The 16,804-nt window shown below is 64.8% G+C and carries 14 protein-coding genes and 1 pseudogene; 5 read left to right on the top strand and 10 right to left on the bottom strand.

Annotation, left to right across the window (positions count from 1 at the left end):
• Positions 1 to 2: 2 nt before the first annotated feature.
• The 3 genes from LVJ94_04635 to LVJ94_04625 all read right to left on the bottom strand — a co-directional run bounded on the left by LVJ94_04635 (position 3) and on the right by LVJ94_04625 (position 1,662).
• The gene (locus tag LVJ94_04635; GenBank protein WXB06530.1) at positions 3 to 494 is read right to left on the bottom strand and encodes a MarR family transcriptional regulator; all 492 of its coding nucleotides are present in this window, start codon (positions 492 to 494) and stop codon (positions 3 to 5) included.
• Between the two features lie 12 nt (positions 495 to 506).
• Positions 507 to 911, bottom strand: coding sequence for a RidA family protein (locus LVJ94_04630; GenBank protein WXB06529.1), 405 nt, complete (start codon positions 909 to 911; stop codon positions 507 to 509).
• Positions 912 to 1,050: 139 nt separating this feature from the next.
• Positions 1,051 to 1,662: a hypothetical protein gene (locus tag LVJ94_04625; protein ID WXB06528.1), complete on the bottom strand. Its 612-nt coding sequence runs from the start codon at positions 1,660 to 1,662 to the stop codon at positions 1,051 to 1,053.
• A 68-nt stretch (positions 1,663 to 1,730) separates the two neighbouring features.
• On the opposite strand from LVJ94_04625, the gene LVJ94_04620 reads away from it, so the two are divergent.
• Positions 1,731 to 2,720, top strand: a complete 990-nt coding sequence (locus LVJ94_04620; GenBank protein ID WXB06527.1) for a threonylcarbamoyl-AMP synthase — start codon at positions 1,731 to 1,733, stop codon at positions 2,718 to 2,720.
• Here LVJ94_04620 and LVJ94_04615 read toward each other — a convergent pair.
• The 5 genes and pseudogenes from LVJ94_04615 to LVJ94_04595 all read right to left on the bottom strand — a co-directional run bounded on the left by LVJ94_04615 (position 2,713) and on the right by LVJ94_04595 (position 8,491).
• Positions 2,713 to 3,387 (bottom strand): Uma2 family endonuclease, encoded by a 675-nt coding sequence (locus tag LVJ94_04615; protein WXB06526.1) that lies wholly within the window; start codon positions 3,385 to 3,387, stop codon positions 2,713 to 2,715. The genes LVJ94_04620 and LVJ94_04615 overlap by 8 nt on opposite strands.
• A gap of 56 nt (positions 3,388 to 3,443) precedes the next feature.
• Complete coding sequence (locus LVJ94_04610; protein WXB06525.1) at positions 3,444 to 4,694, bottom strand: ABC transporter permease; 1,251 nt, start codon at positions 4,692 to 4,694, stop codon at positions 3,444 to 3,446.
• 4 nt (positions 4,695 to 4,698) lie between these two features.
• On the bottom strand, positions 4,699 to 5,922 hold the full coding sequence (locus LVJ94_04605; GenBank protein WXB06524.1) for an ABC transporter permease: 1,224 nt from the start codon (positions 5,920 to 5,922) through the stop codon (positions 4,699 to 4,701).
• Between the two features lie 581 nt (positions 5,923 to 6,503).
• Positions 6,504 to 7,127 (bottom strand): annotated as a pseudogene (locus LVJ94_04600) (ABC transporter ATP-binding protein).
• Between the two features lie 62 nt (positions 7,128 to 7,189).
• The gene (locus tag LVJ94_04595; protein ID WXB06523.1) at positions 7,190 to 8,491 is read right to left on the bottom strand and encodes an efflux RND transporter periplasmic adaptor subunit; all 1,302 of its coding nucleotides are present in this window, start codon (positions 8,489 to 8,491) and stop codon (positions 7,190 to 7,192) included.
• 382 nt (positions 8,492 to 8,873) lie between these two features.
• Between LVJ94_04595 and LVJ94_04590 the strand changes: the two genes are divergently transcribed.
• The 3 genes from LVJ94_04590 (at position 8,874) to LVJ94_04580 (ending at position 11,133) form a co-directional block, all read left to right on the top strand.
• The gene (locus LVJ94_04590) at positions 8,874 to 9,467 is read left to right on the top strand and encodes a sigma-70 family RNA polymerase sigma factor (protein ID WXB06522.1); all 594 of its coding nucleotides are present in this window, start codon (positions 8,874 to 8,876) and stop codon (positions 9,465 to 9,467) included.
• Positions 9,464 to 10,900 (top strand): hypothetical protein, encoded by a 1,437-nt coding sequence (locus LVJ94_04585; GenBank protein WXB06521.1) that lies wholly within the window; start codon positions 9,464 to 9,466, stop codon positions 10,898 to 10,900. Before LVJ94_04590 ends, LVJ94_04585 begins: the two co-directional genes overlap by 4 nt.
• A gap of 74 nt (positions 10,901 to 10,974) precedes the next feature.
• Positions 10,975 to 11,133 carry a hypothetical protein gene (locus LVJ94_04580; protein WXB06520.1) on the top strand — a complete coding sequence of 53 codons (159 nt, stop codon included), beginning with the start codon at positions 10,975 to 10,977 and terminating at the stop codon, positions 11,131 to 11,133.
• A gap of 126 nt (positions 11,134 to 11,259) precedes the next feature.
• Here LVJ94_04580 and LVJ94_04575 read toward each other — a convergent pair whose 3' ends face one another.
• Together LVJ94_04575 and LVJ94_04570 are read right to left on the bottom strand one after the other, a co-directional pair.
• Complete coding sequence (locus tag LVJ94_04575) at positions 11,260 to 11,880, bottom strand: helix-turn-helix domain-containing protein (GenBank protein WXB06519.1); 621 nt, start codon at positions 11,878 to 11,880, stop codon at positions 11,260 to 11,262.
• 274 nt (positions 11,881 to 12,154) lie between these two features.
• A complete protein-coding gene (locus LVJ94_04570) occupies positions 12,155 to 14,248 on the bottom strand; it encodes a carbon starvation protein A (GenBank protein ID WXB06518.1) in 2,094 nt (697 codons plus the stop codon).
• A gap of 171 nt (positions 14,249 to 14,419) precedes the next feature.
• Here LVJ94_04570 and LVJ94_04565 point away from each other — a divergent pair, with 171 nt between their 5' ends.
• The gene (locus LVJ94_04565) at positions 14,420 to 16,699 is read left to right on the top strand and encodes a PQQ-dependent sugar dehydrogenase (GenBank protein ID WXB06517.1); all 2,280 of its coding nucleotides are present in this window, start codon (positions 14,420 to 14,422) and stop codon (positions 16,697 to 16,699) included.
• Positions 16,700 to 16,804: the final 105 nt, after the last annotated feature.

Here is a 16,804-nt window from a genome sequence, read left to right as displayed (position 1 = left end):
GGCTATTCCTTGGTGCCGTTGCGCGATTCGGGCCGCGCGGTCTGCGTGGTCGCCAACGATTGGCGAAGCTTGCCCAGCAGCCGCCGCATTTCGCGGCGCTCCGCCGGATCGAGCGCGGAGAGAAGCTCGCCCACGTGCGCCGCGTGCAGCGGCACCAGTTCGGCGAGCAGCTCGCGCCCCTTGCGCGTGAGAAAGACGCGCGACAGGCGGCGATCGTTCGGGTCCGCACGGCGCACGACGACGCCATCGCGTTCCGCCCGATCGACCAGCCCGGTGAGGTTGCCGGCCGTCACCAAGAGGCGACGGCTCAGCGCGGCGAGGGTTTGGCCGTCCTCATGCTCGAGACTGGCCAGCAGATCGAACCGCGGCAGGGTGATCTGCCCGTCCAGCCGCCGCCGCATCTCGACCAGCATGCGATTGTGGCAGTCGAGCAGGCGCACCCACAGGCTCACGTCCCGTGCGCCCGCCGATAACTTTGGAGCCGCGGTCGTCATGGCCGCGCGACCTCACTTCGGAAGCGAGGCGACGCCCTCGATCTCCACGAGTGCGCCCGGCTCGAGCAGGCCCGAGACCTTCACCAGGCTCATCGCCGGGTAGTAGTTGCCCATGCGGGCACGCCAGCCATCACCGATGGCGCCACGCGCAGCTCGGTACGCGTCGAGATCGGTCACGAAGGCGAGAAGCTTCACGATGTGCTCCGTACCGCCGCCCGCCTCGCGCACGACCGCGATGACGTTGTCGAGCGCCTGCAGAAACTGCACGGCGAAGTCGGAGCTGACGATGTGCGCGTCCGAATCCCAACCGATTTGGCCCGAGATGAACAGCAGTTTTCCTTCGGCGACGATGCCGTTCGCATACCCGCGCGGCCGGGGAAAATGCGTGGGGCTGACAACCTTGTGTCCTTCGCTCATGACGTTACCTCGAGCCTTGGGCCGTAGTTGCGGCGCGCACGAGGCCCGCCGATGGATGTGCAGTGAAATGCTGCCGAGAATGTATAGATGTAAAGGATTCGCGGGACAAGCCGCGAAGCCGATCCGTCACTCGGCCCCATCACTCGACGAGGATCTGCACCGCGTACGCGCCCTCGCCTGAACCGACGCTCACTGTCACCTGCGCATCGTCGGCCGCCTTGAAACAGAGGTTGCCGTCTTCCGGTGCGACCAAGCGCGGCTCTTCGGTGCGTGATTCCCAAGCCACCGCACCGGTGGAATCCGTCACCACGACCACGAGGCTCTTCACCGTCGGTGCCGCCGCGGCCACCACGCGGTAGCAGCGCCCGGACTCGGCCTTGAGCTTGATGTTCTGCGCGGGCGCGCCCGGCGTCTGCGTTCCCGCCGTGGGCCCAGCCACCGCGCGCATTTTTTCGCTGCACGACTTGGCGACCTTCTGCACCTGCGTCGCCAGATCGCCCGAGCCCGTGCCCAGAGCATCGCGGCAGCCCGCCGCCGCGGGCACGGACTTCTTCTCGGCCTTGCGCGAGCCATATTGGAATGGCGGCGGCATGGTGGCCATCGGCACGCTCGACGCGGCATATGGATAGCGCTGGGCGCTCGGAGCGGCCGCACTCGCCCCCGCATCGACGGAACTCGGTGGCGGGCTCACGGCCAACTTGGGCTCACCGCCACACGCGGTGCACGCGGCCGTCACCGCGAAGACAAGCACGGCGGAAGAAGTGGAAAAGCGAGCGATCACAGCCAACGGTCGTACCACAAAGTGCTAAGAGGCACGCCGTGAAGCTCGTGACCATCCACCCGGAGCACCCCGATCCGGGGGACATCGACGCCGCTGCGCGGATTCTCGGCGCCGGAGGCCTGGTCGCGTTCCCCACGGAGACGGTGTACGGCCTGGGGGCGCGCGGGCTGGATCCCGACGCTGTGGGCCGCATCTTTCGGGCAAAGGGCCGCCCGCGAAGCCACCCCCTCATTCTGCACGTGCTCGGTGAGGACGAAGCGCGCGAGCTCGCCCTCGGCTGGAACGAGCGCACCGCCGAGCTGGCGCGCGCGTTTTGGCCCGGGCCGCTGACCCTGGTCGTCGACCGCGCGCCCCATGTTCCGGCAGAGGCCGCAGGCGGCGGTGCGAGCATCGCCCTGCGTGCCCCGATTCATCCCGTCGCGCGCGCGCTCATCGCGCGACTCGGCGAGCCCATCGCTGCCCCCAGCGCGAACCGGTACCAGACGATCTCGCCGACCGCCGCTGCCCACGTGGTGAAGTCCCTCGGCGATGCCGTGGACATGGTCCTCGACGGCGGCGCCTGTCCCGGCGGCATCGAGTCCACCGTGGTCGACGTTCGCGGCCCACGCCCCGTGGTGTTGCGCCCCGGCGGCATCGACCTCCCCACGTTGCGCTCCGTCGTCCGCGACATCGAGATGCACGTCGCCTCCGACGTAGCCCAAAACGCCGCGCGTCCTTCCCCCGGCATGGACGCTCGCCACTACGCCCCGCGCGGCCGCATTCTTCTCGCCGACGGCCCCGCGCACCTGGCCCACCTTGCCCGCGAACACCGTGGCAGTGCCCTCGCCATCGTCGCGCACTCCGACGAAGCGCGCTCGCTCGCGCACCACGTTCTGCCCGGCGACCCCAAAGGCTACGAGCGCGCGCTCTTCACGACGCTCCACGCCTGCGACGACGCGAACGCGCAAATCATCCTCATCGAGTCGCCGCCCCACGACGAGCGCTGGCTCGCCATCCACGACCGCCTCCGCCGCGCAGCATCTACTTAGTGCCAGCTTCGTCTTCCTGATCCGGCGGTAGCCAAAGTTCAGCCAACGGGATCTCCAATCCCGGGAACGTTTCGGACCGAAAGACTTCGTCGTCCGCAAGAGAGGCCATGGCCACGTAGTGGCCGTCCTTCAGAACGAACTGTTGGAATGTGTGCTTGATGGGGTGCACGATCCAATATTCCGGCACGCCGATATCGGCGTACCAATTGAACTTCTTGACGCGATCGTAGTTCGAGCTGCCCGGCGAGATGACCTCCACCGCCAGGTCGGGACGGCCGATGGACAGACCGCGCGATTGCTGCCGGTTCGGATTGTCCTTCATGAAGAATTGAAGGTCCGGCATGACCCCGCGTTTGTTCGTGATCCGAACCTTGTAGCCAGACGCGAGGACGGGGCCCTCACGCCGCGATTTTACCCACGCCTTTAGGTAATAGATCAGCTCTGCAACCGTGTACTCGTGTTCTATCCCCGGCATGCCCTCGATCTCCACGAACTCGCCATCGATCAGTTCGCGGCGGTCGTCGTCATCGAGATCGAGGAACTCTTCCCACGTGTGAGGCCCTTCGGTCCGTCCGATGTTGCCGGCGTAATCCATAGCGGAATTATGAGTCATGCCGGAATCGATTGCACCCCGGATGCCGATCGAGAATCCCCGAAATTCCCGCACGAATCAAAACCCAGCCCCTGTCCCGGACAGTTTCCGCCCTGTCCCGGACAGGCCCGTTATTCGTGGCGCAGCGCTTCGATCGGATCCAGCTTCGCGGCGCGGCGGGCGGGGAAGAAGCCGAAGGCGATGCCGATGATGGCGCTGGTGATGAGGCTCACGGCGAGGGAAAGGCCGCTCACGCTCATGCTCCAGCCGAGGGCGCGGCCGATGCCGGCGACGCAGAGGGCGCCCACGCCGGCGCCCGCGAGGCCGCCGAAGCAGGAAAGCACGATGGCCTCGATGAGGAACTGCAGCAGAATGTCGCCCTCGCGCGCGCCGATGGCCATGCGAATACCGATCTCACGCGTGCGCTCGGTCACGCTCACCAGCATGATGTTCATGATGCCGATGCCGCCCACGAGCAGACTGATCGCCGCCGCCGAAATGAGCAGCACGGTCAGCACGGTGAAGATCGTTCCCTGGATCTCTTGAATCTGCTTCTGCGTGCGCGTGTCGAAATCCGCCTGCGCGCCATCGCGGATGCGGTGACGCTGGCGCAAAATCTCGGTCACCTGCTCCACGGCGCGGTCGGTCGTATCGGCCGACGTCGCCGTCATGGTCAGCATTTGCACCGTCCCCGGCGGCATGCGCGCAAACCTTGAACGCACGCCGCCGAGCGGCGTCGCGACCACGTCGTCTTGGTCGGCACCGAACAGATCGCCCTTGGGCGCGAGCACACCCGAAATGCGGTACGGGTAGTTGCCCACGCGAATCACCTGCCCCACGGGATCCTCGCTGCCGAACAGGCGAGACTTCACCGTTTGGCCAATCACGCAGACCTTCGATTTGAGTAGAGCGTCGCTGTCGGTCCATGGACCGCCCGACGAGAAGGTCCAATTGTGCACGGAGAACCATTGCGCCATGACGCCGTTGATCGTGGTCGAGTAGCTGCTGTCCCCGTTGGACACCTGCACGCGCGTGGTGATGGTCGGCGAGACGCGGTCCACGCTGACCGATTCGCGCAGGATGGCCCGCGCATCGTCCTCGGTGATGCGCCCCGTCACCGTGCGGCTCCGCGCACCCGACGCGGCGGTGCTCCTCGGAAAGAGGAAGATCAGGTTCGAGCCCAGTGTATCGAGCTGCCGGCTCACCGCGTCGCGTGCGCCCGTGCCCAGCGAGGTCACGATCACCACGGCCGCGACGCCGATGAGAATGCCCAACACGGTGAGCGTCGCCCGCATCAAATTGCGGCGAATGGCCCGCATGGCCAGCTTCACCGGGACGATGGCCCGGCCAACGGGAGCGAAGACTCGTGCGACGATGCTCATCGCCTCATTCCGTCCGGAGCGCGTCGATGGGATCCATCTTCGCCGCTCGCCGCGCGGGTAAAAAGCCAAAGCAGATGCCGATGGTGCCGCTCGTGACCAAGGCCACCACCAGCGCCGGCACACTGGGAACGACGCGCCAATCGAGCGCGTACCCCAACCCGAAGGCTGCCAGCATCCCCAGCACGATCCCGGCGATGCCGCCGATTAAACTGAGCACCACCGCCTCCACCAGAAATTGAGTCAATATGTCGTTTTCGCGCGCGCCGATGGACATACGAATACCGATTTCGCGCGTGCGCTCGGAAACGCTGACCAGCATGATGTTCATCACGCCCACGCCGCCGACCACCAGGCTCACGCCGGCCACGCCGAGCAGCAGCAGGGAGAGCACCGCCGCGATGGCGCCTTCCATCCGCTTCAATTCATCCTGAGAGGCAATCTTGAAATCATCCTCGGCGCCCTCGGGAAGCCGATGGCGCGCCCGCAAGATGGCGGTGATCTGCGAGATGGCGCGGGACGTCGTTTCCTCCGACGAGGCGCTGGCCAAGATCTGATCGACCTTGCCACCGTACGAGAACGATACGCGCGCGCGGTAGCTGCCGATGGGCATCATGATGCGATCGTCCTGATCGTCGCCGAAGGCCGAATTCCCTTTCGGCGCCAGCAGCCCCAGCACGGTGTACGGAGCGCGCCCGACGCGAACGGTGCGCCCCACGGGGTCTTCGCCGTGGAATAGCTTGTTGGCCACCGTCTGACCGATCACGCACACCTTCGTCTTCAGCAGCTCGTCGCTCTCCGTCCAAAATGCGCCGCGCGCAATTTGGAATTTCCGTACTTTGAAATACGGCAACGTCGTCCCGACGATCATCGTATTGATATTTTGATCGGCATAAACGACTTGCGACTCCGTATTACTGAACGAGGTCACGCCCGCCAGGCTCACGGCCTCGCGGTCCAAGGACTTCACGTCGTTGTCGGTGAGGCGCACGTTGGTGCGCTTCTGGCCGCCGTGTTGCGAGGGGCGCGCGGAGATGAAGATCGCGTTGCTGGCGAAGCTATCGAGCTGCCCGCCCACCTTTTCGCTCGCCGCCGTGGCCAACGCGGTGACGGTCACCACCGCCGAGACGCCGATCAAAATGCCCAGCACGGTCAGCGCGGAGCGCGTCTTGTTGCGCCCCAACGCGGTCATGGCCAAGCGGAACGCGTTGAGGAGGGTGCGATTCTTCATGGGACGGAGGCGCTCTTTCGCACCCCGCGTCCGCCGATGAACTTCGTGACGAACGACGACCCCATGAGGGTGAGGAGCAAGTAGCGCAAGAGCACGAGGGCCACCGCCGAGAGAATCATGCCCGCCGCCAGCGCCCAGGGCACCTGCCCCGGCGTGACCCAGCTCTCGAAACGCGACGGAGGAATCTTCGGAAAGACCAGCCAGCCCGCGAGGAAGGCCATGAGCGCGCTCGTGGCCAAGGTGTAATAGAGCGCCAGACGCGCGCGCTGGTCACCGCTCAGCGGGTGGCCAAGCTTCTTCGCGCTGTAACGAGAGCCGACCAGGGCCTCGCCGACGACGCCGAGGACCAGCGGAATGAGCGGCCCCACCTGCCCCAGCACGACGGCGTCGTAGAGCGACCCCAAGCCCGCACCTGCGAGGAGCCCGACGGCCATCGCGAGGCCCGCCGCACGCGGAACCGGTTCCTTGCGCGCAAGCCGGCGCCCGAGATCGAACACGTCGAGCTGGCGCTCCCCCTGCGCCACCGCTTCCTGAGGCGGCGGCAGCTCGGCCAACATCTTCGCCGCGTTGGTCGGCGACTCCTGCCGGGTGTCGCTTTCGATGCGCCCGTCGCGCACCAACAGGACGCGCGAGGCGCACGCGGCGATGTCGTGCTCGTGCGTGACGAGGATGATCGTGATGCCGCGCTCGCGATTGAGCCGCTGCAAGAGCGCCAGCACTTCATAGCTGGTGCGTGTGTCGAGGTTACCCGTCGGCTCGTCCGCCAGGAGCAACGGCGGGTCGGTCACCAACGCGCGCGCAATGGCGACGCGCTGCTGTTGACCGCCGGAGAGCTGATTCGGTGTATGGTACATGCGCTGCGCGAGGTTGACCGCCTCGAGCGCCTTCGTCGCCCGGGCTTTGCGCTCGGCCGCGGGAACGCCGCGGTACTGCAGCGGAAGCTCCACGTTCTCCAGCGCCGTGGTGCGCGACAGCAGGTTGAAGCCCTGGAAGATGAACCCAATGAGCCGGTTGCGCACGATGGCGCGCCCGTCGTTCGTGCGCCCGCCAACGTCGAGACCCCCGAGCTTGTACGTGCCGCGGGTGGGCCGATCCAGGCAGCCGAGGATGTTCATCATCGTCGACTTGCCCGAGCCGCTGGTGCCGACGATGGCGACGAACTCGCCCTGCTCGATGGTGACCGACACATCACGCAACGCACGCACGAGCCCCGCTTCGGAGCGATACTCTTTGCTGACGCGTGCGAGCTCGAGAAGCGCTTCGCCCACTAGAACGGACCACCCTTCTTCTTCGAGAAATCAAGCTCGTCGGTCACCACTTTGGTGTCCGCCTTGAGGGACGGATCGGTCACCTCGGTGACGATGCCGTCGCTCGCGCCGATGGCGATGACCTTCGGCTCCGCCTTCTCCTCGCCCGGCTTGTCGCTGGTGATGACGAAGACGCGGCCCGTGCCCTTGGCCAGCGGCGCCTCGGGCGGCTGCGCGATCGGCTTGCCGTCGGCACCGAGCGGCGGCGAAGGACGGTAGCGGAGCGCCGCGTTCGGAATGCGCACCACGCTCTTGGCTTCGCGCGTGCGGATCGTGATGGTCGCCGTCATGCCGGGACGGAGCTTCTCGTCCGGGTTGGCCACCTCGACGACGGCCGAGTACGTGACGACGCCCGCTTGGTTGTTCGGGCTGAAACGAACCTGCTGCACGATACCGTGGAACGACTCACCGGGGAACGCGTCCACCACGGCGTCGGCATCCATCTGCTCCTTGAGGCGGCCCACGTCGGCCTCGTCGATGTCGGCCAGCACGCGCATCTTTCGCAGGTCTTGTGCGATGACGAAGAGCGTCGGCGATTGGTAGCTCGCGATGACCATCGCGCCGGGATCCGTCGAGCGCGTGACCACCACGCCGTCAACCGGCGAGAAAATTTTCGTGTAGCCGACGTTGGTCTTCTGCGCCTGCAGCTGCGCTTCACCCATGCCCACGGTCGCGCGGGCGGATTCTTCCGTAGCCTTCGCGGCATCGTACGCGCCGCGGGCGGTCTCGAGGGCGGCTCTGGTTGCGAGGCTCTGCTCGTAGAGGCGCTTCGTGCGCTCGTAGGAGAGGCGCGCCTCGACGGTATGCGCCTTCGCGCTGGCGACTTGCGCGCGCTGCGAGACCACGTTCGCCTGACCTTGCGCGACCTGCGTGCCGTACACGGCCGCGTCGATTTCGGCGAGCACGTCGCCCTTCTTCACCTGCGAGTTGTAATCGACGAAGACCTGGCTCACGCGGCCGTTGACCTGCGCACCCACGTTGACCTGAAGAACCGGTTGGACCGCGCCGGTTGCCTGAACCTTCTCGAACACGTCACCGACGGTTGCGGCAGCGGTAACGTACTTCGCCGGTGGCAGCGGACGATGCTTCGCCCGCCACACGAGCCCGGCCGTGATGGCGAGCACGAACACACCCGCCAAGACACCACGACGCAACCAGAGCCGGCCACCCTCTTCCGAGGCGAGTGCCTGGGCCAACTCCTCGGTCATCGGGGCCATTTTGGTCGTCCGCGCGGACTCCGGGTCGAATAACGAATTGCTCATGGCGGCGGTAGGGTTCCTAAGGATGGTAGGGGAGACTGAACAGACTCAGCCACATTCGGCGACAGCACACACATCGCGTGTGTTCCACGTTCCCGAAGTATTGTTCACCCGAAACGTCCCTTTTATTTCATTTGCATGAAGAAGCGTGTGGGCCCCCATTTAAATGATGCGCGACCGAGAAAAAAATCGCGCACATGTGCTCCACACATCCAGAAAACTGCTTCAATAACGCAATTTTCTCCTCATCCAAAGTCGCACCGCTTCTCTTTGTCGAAAGGCCGTGCACGCGTTATCGTTCCATTGTTCTCGCATCGGAAATCCGTATGACCCAATCCGTGAAGCAAGGGTTCTCGGCTCTACGATTTTGAGATCACGACAACGCATGGGAAAGCCTTCCGATCGAGATCTCGTCGAACGCGCCCGTCTGGGAGACGTGGCAGCATTCGGCCAGTTGGTGCGCCGCCATCAACCGCGCATCCACCGGCTTGCCGTCCATATGCTGCGTGAAGATTCCGAGGCGGAGGATGTCGCGCAGGAAACATTCGTGCGCGCGTTCCACGCCCTCGCACGCTTCGACGGCCGGAGTGAACCGTACACGTGGTTCTACCGCATCGCCGTCAACCTCTCGCTGAACGCCCTGCGCTCGCGCCGCACGTCGCGCGTGTCGGGCGACTCCATGGACCCGCGCCTCGAGGGCGTAATGACCGAGCGCCGCCCAAGCGCGATGGCCGATCCGCCGGGCGATGCTGCACGCAAAGAGCTGTACGCTGCGCTTTGCGAAGGCATCGACACCTTGAGCGATACGCTCCGTACGACGTTGATCCTCGTGTGCATCGATGGACGGTCGCATGAAGATGCGGCGAAGATCCTCGGCGCCCCCGAGGGCACCATCGCGTGGCGCGTGCACGAAGCCCGTCGCAAATTGCGCGAGTTCATGTCCGCGCGGGGCTTCGATCTCGAGGGAGAGGTGGCGTGACAGGCGGTAAAATCGACGGCGTCGACGACGCCGTGATCGCGGAAGCCCTGGCCGAGTGGCCGAGCCCCGTACGCTCTTCCGGTTCCTGGGACGCTGCGGCTGAACGACTTCTCGCGCGCATCCACGATCCTGCATCGAAGGCGAGCCTCACGGCACCGGCATGGCAGGAAGCTGCCGCGGCGATTCTCGAGGCGGAAGCGCCCGCGTCGTCCGACGGCTTCGATGCCGATTGGGACGTTGGGCCCGATGAGAGGGGGGGGCCCGATGAGAGGGAGCCCGATGAGAGCGCGCCCGTCGAGAGCGTGCAAACGGGGCCGGTGATGGGGCCACCCCGCCTCGGCGATGACGATCTTTTCGCGGCGCCGCTGCCGCTGGAGTCCGAAGAGCCCGAGGAGCACGTTCCGCTGCTCGATCTGCCGGAGCGCCGCTCGGGCAGTGTCTCGCCGCCCATGGCGGGTCGCTCCGATACGGAACTCGCGTCCCTCGCGGTGGAGTCCGAGCATGCGCCGCCGTCGGTGGAGTTTGCCCCGACGGAGCCGGCGCTGGTGGCCTCCACGCCGGTGCTGGCCCCCGTGCCCCTCGTGCCCCTTCCGCTCGTGGAAGAGGTCCCCGTGTCGACCTTGCGCGCGTCCACGCGGCCGCCGCCGGTCTCGCCGGTCTCGCCAATCGTGCCCGCCGCGCTGGAAGGATCGGCCGCGTCGGTGGCGCAGGCCGCGAGCGTGACACCGCCGCCGATGGCGGCGATCGATCCTTTGCCGCCTTCGTCGAAGCGAAGCCCCCGCCAGCGCGCCGCGTTTCTGGGTGGACTCGGCGCGATGGCCGCTGCGGCATGCGTCTTTGCGCTCGTGAAGACGCGAGCCCCCGAGCCAACGGCCGCGGCGCCGAACGTCGCGACCGCGACGGCCGAGCCCGAGCCTGCACCGCCGGCGCCGGCGGCCGCGATTGTGGGGGCCCCTGCCACGGAGAGCCCAAGCGAAGCTCCCGCCGCGGAGCCGGTGGCGCAACAGCAGGTACCAGCCCATCCGGAGAAGAAGTCCACCTCGCGACCCATCGCGAGCAGCAAGAAGCCGGTCGCGAACACCAAGGGGGCCAAGAAAGAGGTCGCCCCCGCCTCCGGTGATCCGCTGATGCGCGTCGCGGCCGCTCCGACGGACTCGACGGGTGCCGTCCCGCAGAAGCCATCCAATGGCGCGGTTCAGGCTGCCTTGAGCAATGTGTTGCCCAGGGCACGGGCATGCCTCCGGGGTGACGATGGCGTTTCTCGCGTCACGTTGACCTTCGATTCGACCGGCAAGGTTCAGTCGAGCAGCTTGGCCGGCCCAGCCGCGAAAAAGCCCGCCGAGGCCTGCATCAAGTCCGCGCTGAGCAAAATGAAATTGCCCCCCTTCGCGGAGCCGAAATTCTCGGCCATTGTCACGGTCCGGGCGCCCTGATACAGAGCGGGTTGACAGAGCCGCGTCGAAAAACCATAGTGCGCGGCCACTTCTTCACGAGAGGTCATCGTTCCATGGTTTCGTCTACCCAGCAGTTCGAGCGCATTCGCAAGCGCAAAGCTACCACCAACGGCAAGCGCAACAAGCGTGAGCGCCGTGCTCTTGGCACGCCGAAATTCGCCGTCCATCCCGCGGGATACGACGCGAACGCCCCCGACGCGAAGAAGAGCTGAAGGCCTTCCGGCCTCGCTCGCCGATCCAAGTGATCAGGCGCTTCAGGCGTAAGAGCTCGAAATAGTCAAAACCACGCCCGAACGGATGTTCGGGCGTGGTTTCTTTGTTTTGTCGCCTGAAACCCGTCAGCTGGCGACGGTGGCGACGGCTTCCGCTTCGGTCGTCGTGGCGCGCAAGCGGTATTGGCGCGGCGACGTCTGCGTCCAGCGACGAAAGGCCCGGAAGAACGAACCCACGTCGACGAACCCGAGACGCATGGCGATCTCGCGCAGTGGACAATCGGCCTCCAGCACCAACTGACATGCGAGCTCGCGGCGGGTGTCATCGACCTCCTGCGTAAAGCTCGTTCCCACACGGTGCAGCCGGCGCTGCAGGGTCCGTGTGCTCATGCCCAACCGCCTTGCGGCGTGTTTCATCTCCGGTGTACCGCTGGCGAAGACGCCACGAAGATAGCTCCGGAGTGGACTGAGCAAATCTTCGCTCGATAGAGGCTCGTCGAGCAGATAACTGCCCGATGGCCGTTCCGTCGAATGCGGCACGACCTCCGACGACTCGGTGGGGGAGAAGCTGGCTGGCCCCCCTACCTCCAAGTCCTGCGGAAGAAGTGCGTCAGCAGGGATCCATCGAATGGCGATACCATCGCCCTCGCGGCTCCCATCGTCGATCTCGAACGTTAGATCGGGAAACGCCGCACGCAGCGTGACGACCATTCGTTCTACTAATTGGCTATGAAGCTCGCTCGTCAATAGAACCTCCCTACGTGGGGGGTGGTAACTGCTAGAGCCGTGCCTCGCCGGATTTCGCACCGCGCGACGGGGCTCCCAAGCGAGGGCTTCCGAGAAAATCGCGCGCGGCACGGTCCAGGTAAAAACGTTCGGCCCGCCCACGTGGGATCCGCCCTGAGTCAGGGTGATCCAGTTGATCCCGTGCATTCGATCCACCCGTGGACTCGGAATCGTGCACACTCCCAAGTATCACCCCGTGACGAGTGCAGCTTACAAGCACATGGGAAATGCCAACTCACTCAGCCGCAATGAGCTCTTGCCTGCGTGGCGTACGGATGACCGATAGCCACCGCAGAGCGCTGCCGCCAATGATCATGACGACGCAGACCAGAAGCAACGTGGTGACGGAGATATTGATGTATCCGTTCGTGCGGGTTGCCGCGTTTGTCGTCATTGGCAGATAAAGTGTGAAGATACTTTGCACACCTGCCGTGATGGTCGTGGTGGCCACGAAGACGAGCGGCAGCGCCGTAACCAAGGCATATACGCGGCGTTTGGCGTCGCGCAGTAGAATGGTGGTGCCAACGGCAAGAGCGCAACAAGCGAGAAGCTGATTGGCCACGCCGAACATCGGCCAGAGCGTGGAGATGGTGCCGGTGAGAATGAAATACGTCCAACCTCCGACGATAATGAGCGTCGCCAGGATGCCGCCCGCCATATTCTGTTTACCACTCTCCGAGCGCACGCCCAGTTCGGGCCGGATGCGCCCGAGGAACTCCTGCATCAGGAATCGTCCGATGCGCGTGCCCGTGTCGATGGTCGTCAGGATGAACAACGCCTCGAACATGATGGCAAAGTGGTACCAATAGGACAGCAAGGTGCTCATGCCGGGCAGGCCGCTGAAGACGCGGGCCATGCCCACGGCGAGCGACACGCCACCGCCCGTGCGCGCGGCCACGACCTCGCCGGCGCTTTGCGAAAGGCCGGGGAGCTCTTTGACGTGAAGACCGAGTCGCGCAAAATCGGAATCGTCGAGCGTGGTCGCACGCGGGGCGGCCGGGTCGACGTGGTACCCCAATGCCGCCAGCGCGGGATTGGAGAGCGCCAGCACCTTGGAGGCTGGTAGCTTTTTGCCCTCGAGGGAACCAACCGACGCGCCCGCGCCAAGGCCCAGGAGCCCCCGATCGTGCTCATTGAATTGCACGCCCGCCGCCTCGAGCTCTGCCCGCGAACGCGCGAGCCCCTCGTTCTGGGTCGCGCTCGACGCCACCACGGCAATCTTCGGGTCCGTGTTGATGGCCACATAATCTTCCGGCGGCATGACACACGCCGCAATGAGCGCCGTAATGCCGACCAGGCCCTCCATGAGCATGGCGCCGTAGCCGATCATGCGACAATCGGTCTCTTGATTGACCATTTTGGGCGTGGTGCCGCTGCCCACCAACGCGTGAAAGCCGCTGATCGCGCCACACGCAATGGTGATGAACACGAAGGGAAAGAGCGGGCCTTTGAGGATTGGCCCACCGCCCGACGCCCATTGCGTCACGCCCGGCATTTGAATGGGCGGATTGACGATGATGACGCCGAAGACCAAAAGCAGAATGGTGCCGATCTTGAGGTAGCTCGAAAGGTAATCGCGCGGGCAGAGGAGCAGCCACACCGGCAAGACGCTGGCGATGAATCCATAGGCCCCCATGCCGAGGGTGAGCGTCGTGCGCGAGAACTTGAGGTGCTCGGCAAACGACGAATCGCCCACGGTCTTGCCGAGGACGAGCGCGAGAAAGAGGAGCACCACGCCGAAGAGCGAGGCCTCGCGGATGCCGCGCGTGCTTCCCCCGCGCACCTTGTAGATGTAGATGCCCATGGCGAACGCAATCGGGATCGAGGAGCTCACAGTGAAGACGCCCCACGCGCTTTCGGCCAGGGCGCCGACGACCACGTTACCGAGGCCCGCAAGGGCGATGACGATGATGAAGAGGATGGCGACCGCGGTGACCGTGCCCAGGGTGGGCCCCAGTTCGTCGCGCGCAATCTCCGCAAGGCTCTTACCTTTGCGGCGCGTGCTGGCCACCAGGATGATGAAATCGTGCACGGCGCCCGCGAGAACGACGCCGAAGAGGATCCAGAGGAAACCGGGATAGAAACCGAATTGCGCCGCCAGAACGGGTCCGATCAGCGGACCCGCGCCCGTAATGGCCGCAAAATGGTGACCAAAAAGCACCCAACGGTTGGTCGGGTGAAAGTTGTGGCCATCGTTGAACTGATGCGCCGGCGTGACGAAGGCCGCGTCGAGGCACAGGACCTTTGCCGCGAGAAATGCTGAGTAGTAGCGATACGCAATCGCAAGAACCGCAAGGGCTCCGAGCATCCAAAGGGCAGCATGGTGCATGGTGGATAATTCTTACCACGGGGGCAAAACGCCCTTGTGCGTCAAAGCGCGCTCGAATGAACGGCACGCGCCGCGCAGGATACTCACGGTGGGGCGCGCAACTGCTCAGATGCAAAGCAGGGAAAACTTAGACCTACACACGTAGCCGCCTCGGCGGCAAAGGGCTGGCATATGCGACTCGGAGCGACCATCTTTTCGTTGGGACTCGTAGCGGTGGTGGGTGCATCCGCACTCGGGGCGGGCTGCAGCAACAGCGACGAGGCAAAGGACAGAGGCGATGGGGGCGACGGCGGTCCCATTCAGGCCGATCCTGCGCCCTACGGGCTCGATACGCGCCCCAGCAACACCACGTGCAAAGCCCCCGCGCGCCCGCCCAGCACGGCCTCGGTCAAGTTGCAGCAGGTCTTCGCCAACGTGGACGTGGGCAATCCCATGATGATGGCGCAGCTCCCGGGCGACGGTTCGCGATGGTTCGTCGCGGAGCGAAACGGGAAAATCCTGAGCTTCCCGGTGCAAAATCCGCCCAACACGCCGCGCGAGGATTTGAATATCGAGAATCAGATTACCGATTTGGGAAGCGAGGGAGGGCTTTTGGGACTCGCCTTTCATCCCAAGTTCGCGCAAAACGGATTCGTCTATCTTTCGTATACGACCGGCACCGACGAAGCCATCGTTTCCACCATCAAGCGATTCACCAGCGCGGCCAAGAATGGAACGGCATTCGCTGCGCAATCGGACGTACTCTCATTCAATCAAGAGCGGGCGGGAAATCACAAGGGCGGATGCGTCCAGTTCGGACCTGACGGGTTCCTTTACGCCTCGTTCGGCGACGGCGGTGGTGGCGGCGACCAATTCAAGCACGGGCAGGATACGAATACGGCGACGCCGTCGTGGTTCGCCAAGGTGCTGCGCATCGATATCGACCATGGCAATCCGTACGCCATTCCGAGCGACAATCCCTTCGCGAACGATACGACGGAAAAGAAGAAAGAGATTTATGCGCACGGCTTCCGCAATCCGTTCCGATTTTCGTTCGACATCGGAAAGCCAGGGCGCGAGGGTACCGGGGAACTCTGGCTCGGCGACGTCGGTCAGGACAATTGGGAGGAGATCGACAAAGTTCGCAAAGGTGGAAATTACGGGTGGTCCATCAAAGAAGGGACGCATTGTTTCCCGCCCAATACGACCAATTGCTCCAGCGCGGGCCTCATCGACCCCGTGTACGACTACCCGCAGCCCAATGGCAATGCGCGCGCAGTGACCGGCGGGCGCGTCTACCGCGGAAAGGCCATTCCCGAGTTGGTGGGGAAGTACGTATTCGCGGATTCGTCGTCGGGCGAGGTCTGGACCCTGAGCTTCGATCCGACGACCGGAAAGCCCGTCATCGTCAAGATCAACGACTCGGGCACCGGCGGAACGTTCACGTCGGTGGCCGAGGACGCGGACGGGGAGCTTTACCTCACCGCGCTGGGGAACAAGATTTACAAGGTCGTGCCCAATGTGAAGCCGCCGGCGTCGACCTTCCCGCAGAAGCTTTCGCAAACGGGGTGCGTCGATCCGGCCAATCCGCAGAATCCCGCGTCGGGACTCATTCCGTACGGCGTCAACAGCCCGCTCTGGTCCGACGGCGCGGAAAAGGAGCGGTACGTCGCGCTTCCGGATAACGAGAAGATTCACGTCAATGCCGACGGTGATTTCGATCTTCCCAAGGGCACCGTGCTCGTGAAGACGTTCTCCATCGGCGGAAAGCGCATCGAGACGCGGTTGTTCATGCGCCATGACGACGGCGATTGGGGCGGGTATTCCTACGAGTGGAACGACGAGCAGACCGACGCGACGTTGCTCGCGTCGAACAAGTCGAAGCCGGTGGGCAGCCAGACCTGGTACTACCCGAGTCGCTCCGATTGCGTGTCGTGCCACTCCACGGCGGCGGGGCGCTCGCTCGGTTTGGAGCTGGGCCAGCTCAATGGTGACTTCGTGTACGTCTCCACGAAGCGGCTTTCCAATCAGCTCGCAACGTTCGACCACATCGGGCTGTTCGACGCGCCACTCGGGGGCGCACCGGAGACGCTGGCGAAGTTCCCCAAGCCCACCGGCGACGGCAACCTCGGCGATCGCGCGTCGGCGTATCTGCACGCGAACTGCTCCTTCTGCCACCGGCCCAACGGCATCGGCGGCGGCGGAACCGACTTCCGCTATGCGACGACCTTACCCAACCGCAAAGCATGCAACGCCAATCCGGAAAACGGCAACATGGGCATCACCGGCGCAAAGATCATCGCCCCCGGAGCCCCCGAGAAATCACTGGTCTCGGTGCGGGTGCACACCCTCGACACCTCGAAGCGCATGCCCCCCCTGGCCACCAGCCTCGTCGACGACCAAGGCTCGAAAGTCCTCGACGACTGGATCCGCGCCCTCACGAGCTGCACCCCCACCGACGCCGGCCCCTGAGAAAGAGAGAGAATTCACAGGAAGACGGGAAGACAGGAAGGGATTTGATATTGGGAAAAACGGGAAGAACGGAAAGCCCTCTTAAACCTTCCCGTCTTCCCGTCT

This window comes from Sorangiineae bacterium MSr11367 (assembly GCA_037157805.1).
In the GTDB taxonomy this organism is placed as follows: Bacteria; Myxococcota_A; Polyangia; order Polyangiales; family Polyangiaceae; genus Pendulispora; species Pendulispora rubella.
Note: the sequence above shows the minus strand (reverse complement) of the source record. Positions and strands in the feature narration are given on the sequence as shown.

Bases quoted from the DNA above. Each gene is read 5' to 3' on its own strand.
- LVJ94_04635 (WXB06530.1), bottom strand. From the start codon at position 494: ATGACGACCGCGGCTCCAAAGTTATCGGCGGGCGCACGGGACGTGAGC.
- LVJ94_04630 (WXB06529.1), bottom strand. From the start codon at position 911: ATGAGCGAAGGACACAAGGTTGTCAGCCCCACGCATTTTCCCCGGCCG.
- LVJ94_04610 (WXB06525.1), bottom strand. From the start codon at position 4,694: ATGAGCATCGTCGCACGAGTCTTCGCTCCCGTTGGCCGGGCCATCGTC.
- LVJ94_04605 (WXB06524.1), bottom strand. From the start codon at position 5,922: ATGAAGAATCGCACCCTCCTCAACGCGTTCCGCTTGGCCATGACCGCG.
- LVJ94_04595 (WXB06523.1), bottom strand. From the start codon at position 8,491: ATGAGCAATTCGTTATTCGACCCGGAGTCCGCGCGGACGACCAAAATG.
- LVJ94_04590 (WXB06522.1), top strand. From the start codon at position 8,874: ATGGGAAAGCCTTCCGATCGAGATCTCGTCGAACGCGCCCGTCTGGGA.
- LVJ94_04580 (WXB06520.1), top strand. From the start codon at position 10,975: ATGGTTTCGTCTACCCAGCAGTTCGAGCGCATTCGCAAGCGCAAAGCT.
- LVJ94_04570 (WXB06518.1), bottom strand. From the start codon at position 14,248: ATGCACCATGCTGCCCTTTGGATGCTCGGAGCCCTTGCGGTTCTTGCG.
- LVJ94_04565 (WXB06517.1), top strand. From the start codon at position 14,420: ATGCGACTCGGAGCGACCATCTTTTCGTTGGGACTCGTAGCGGTGGTG.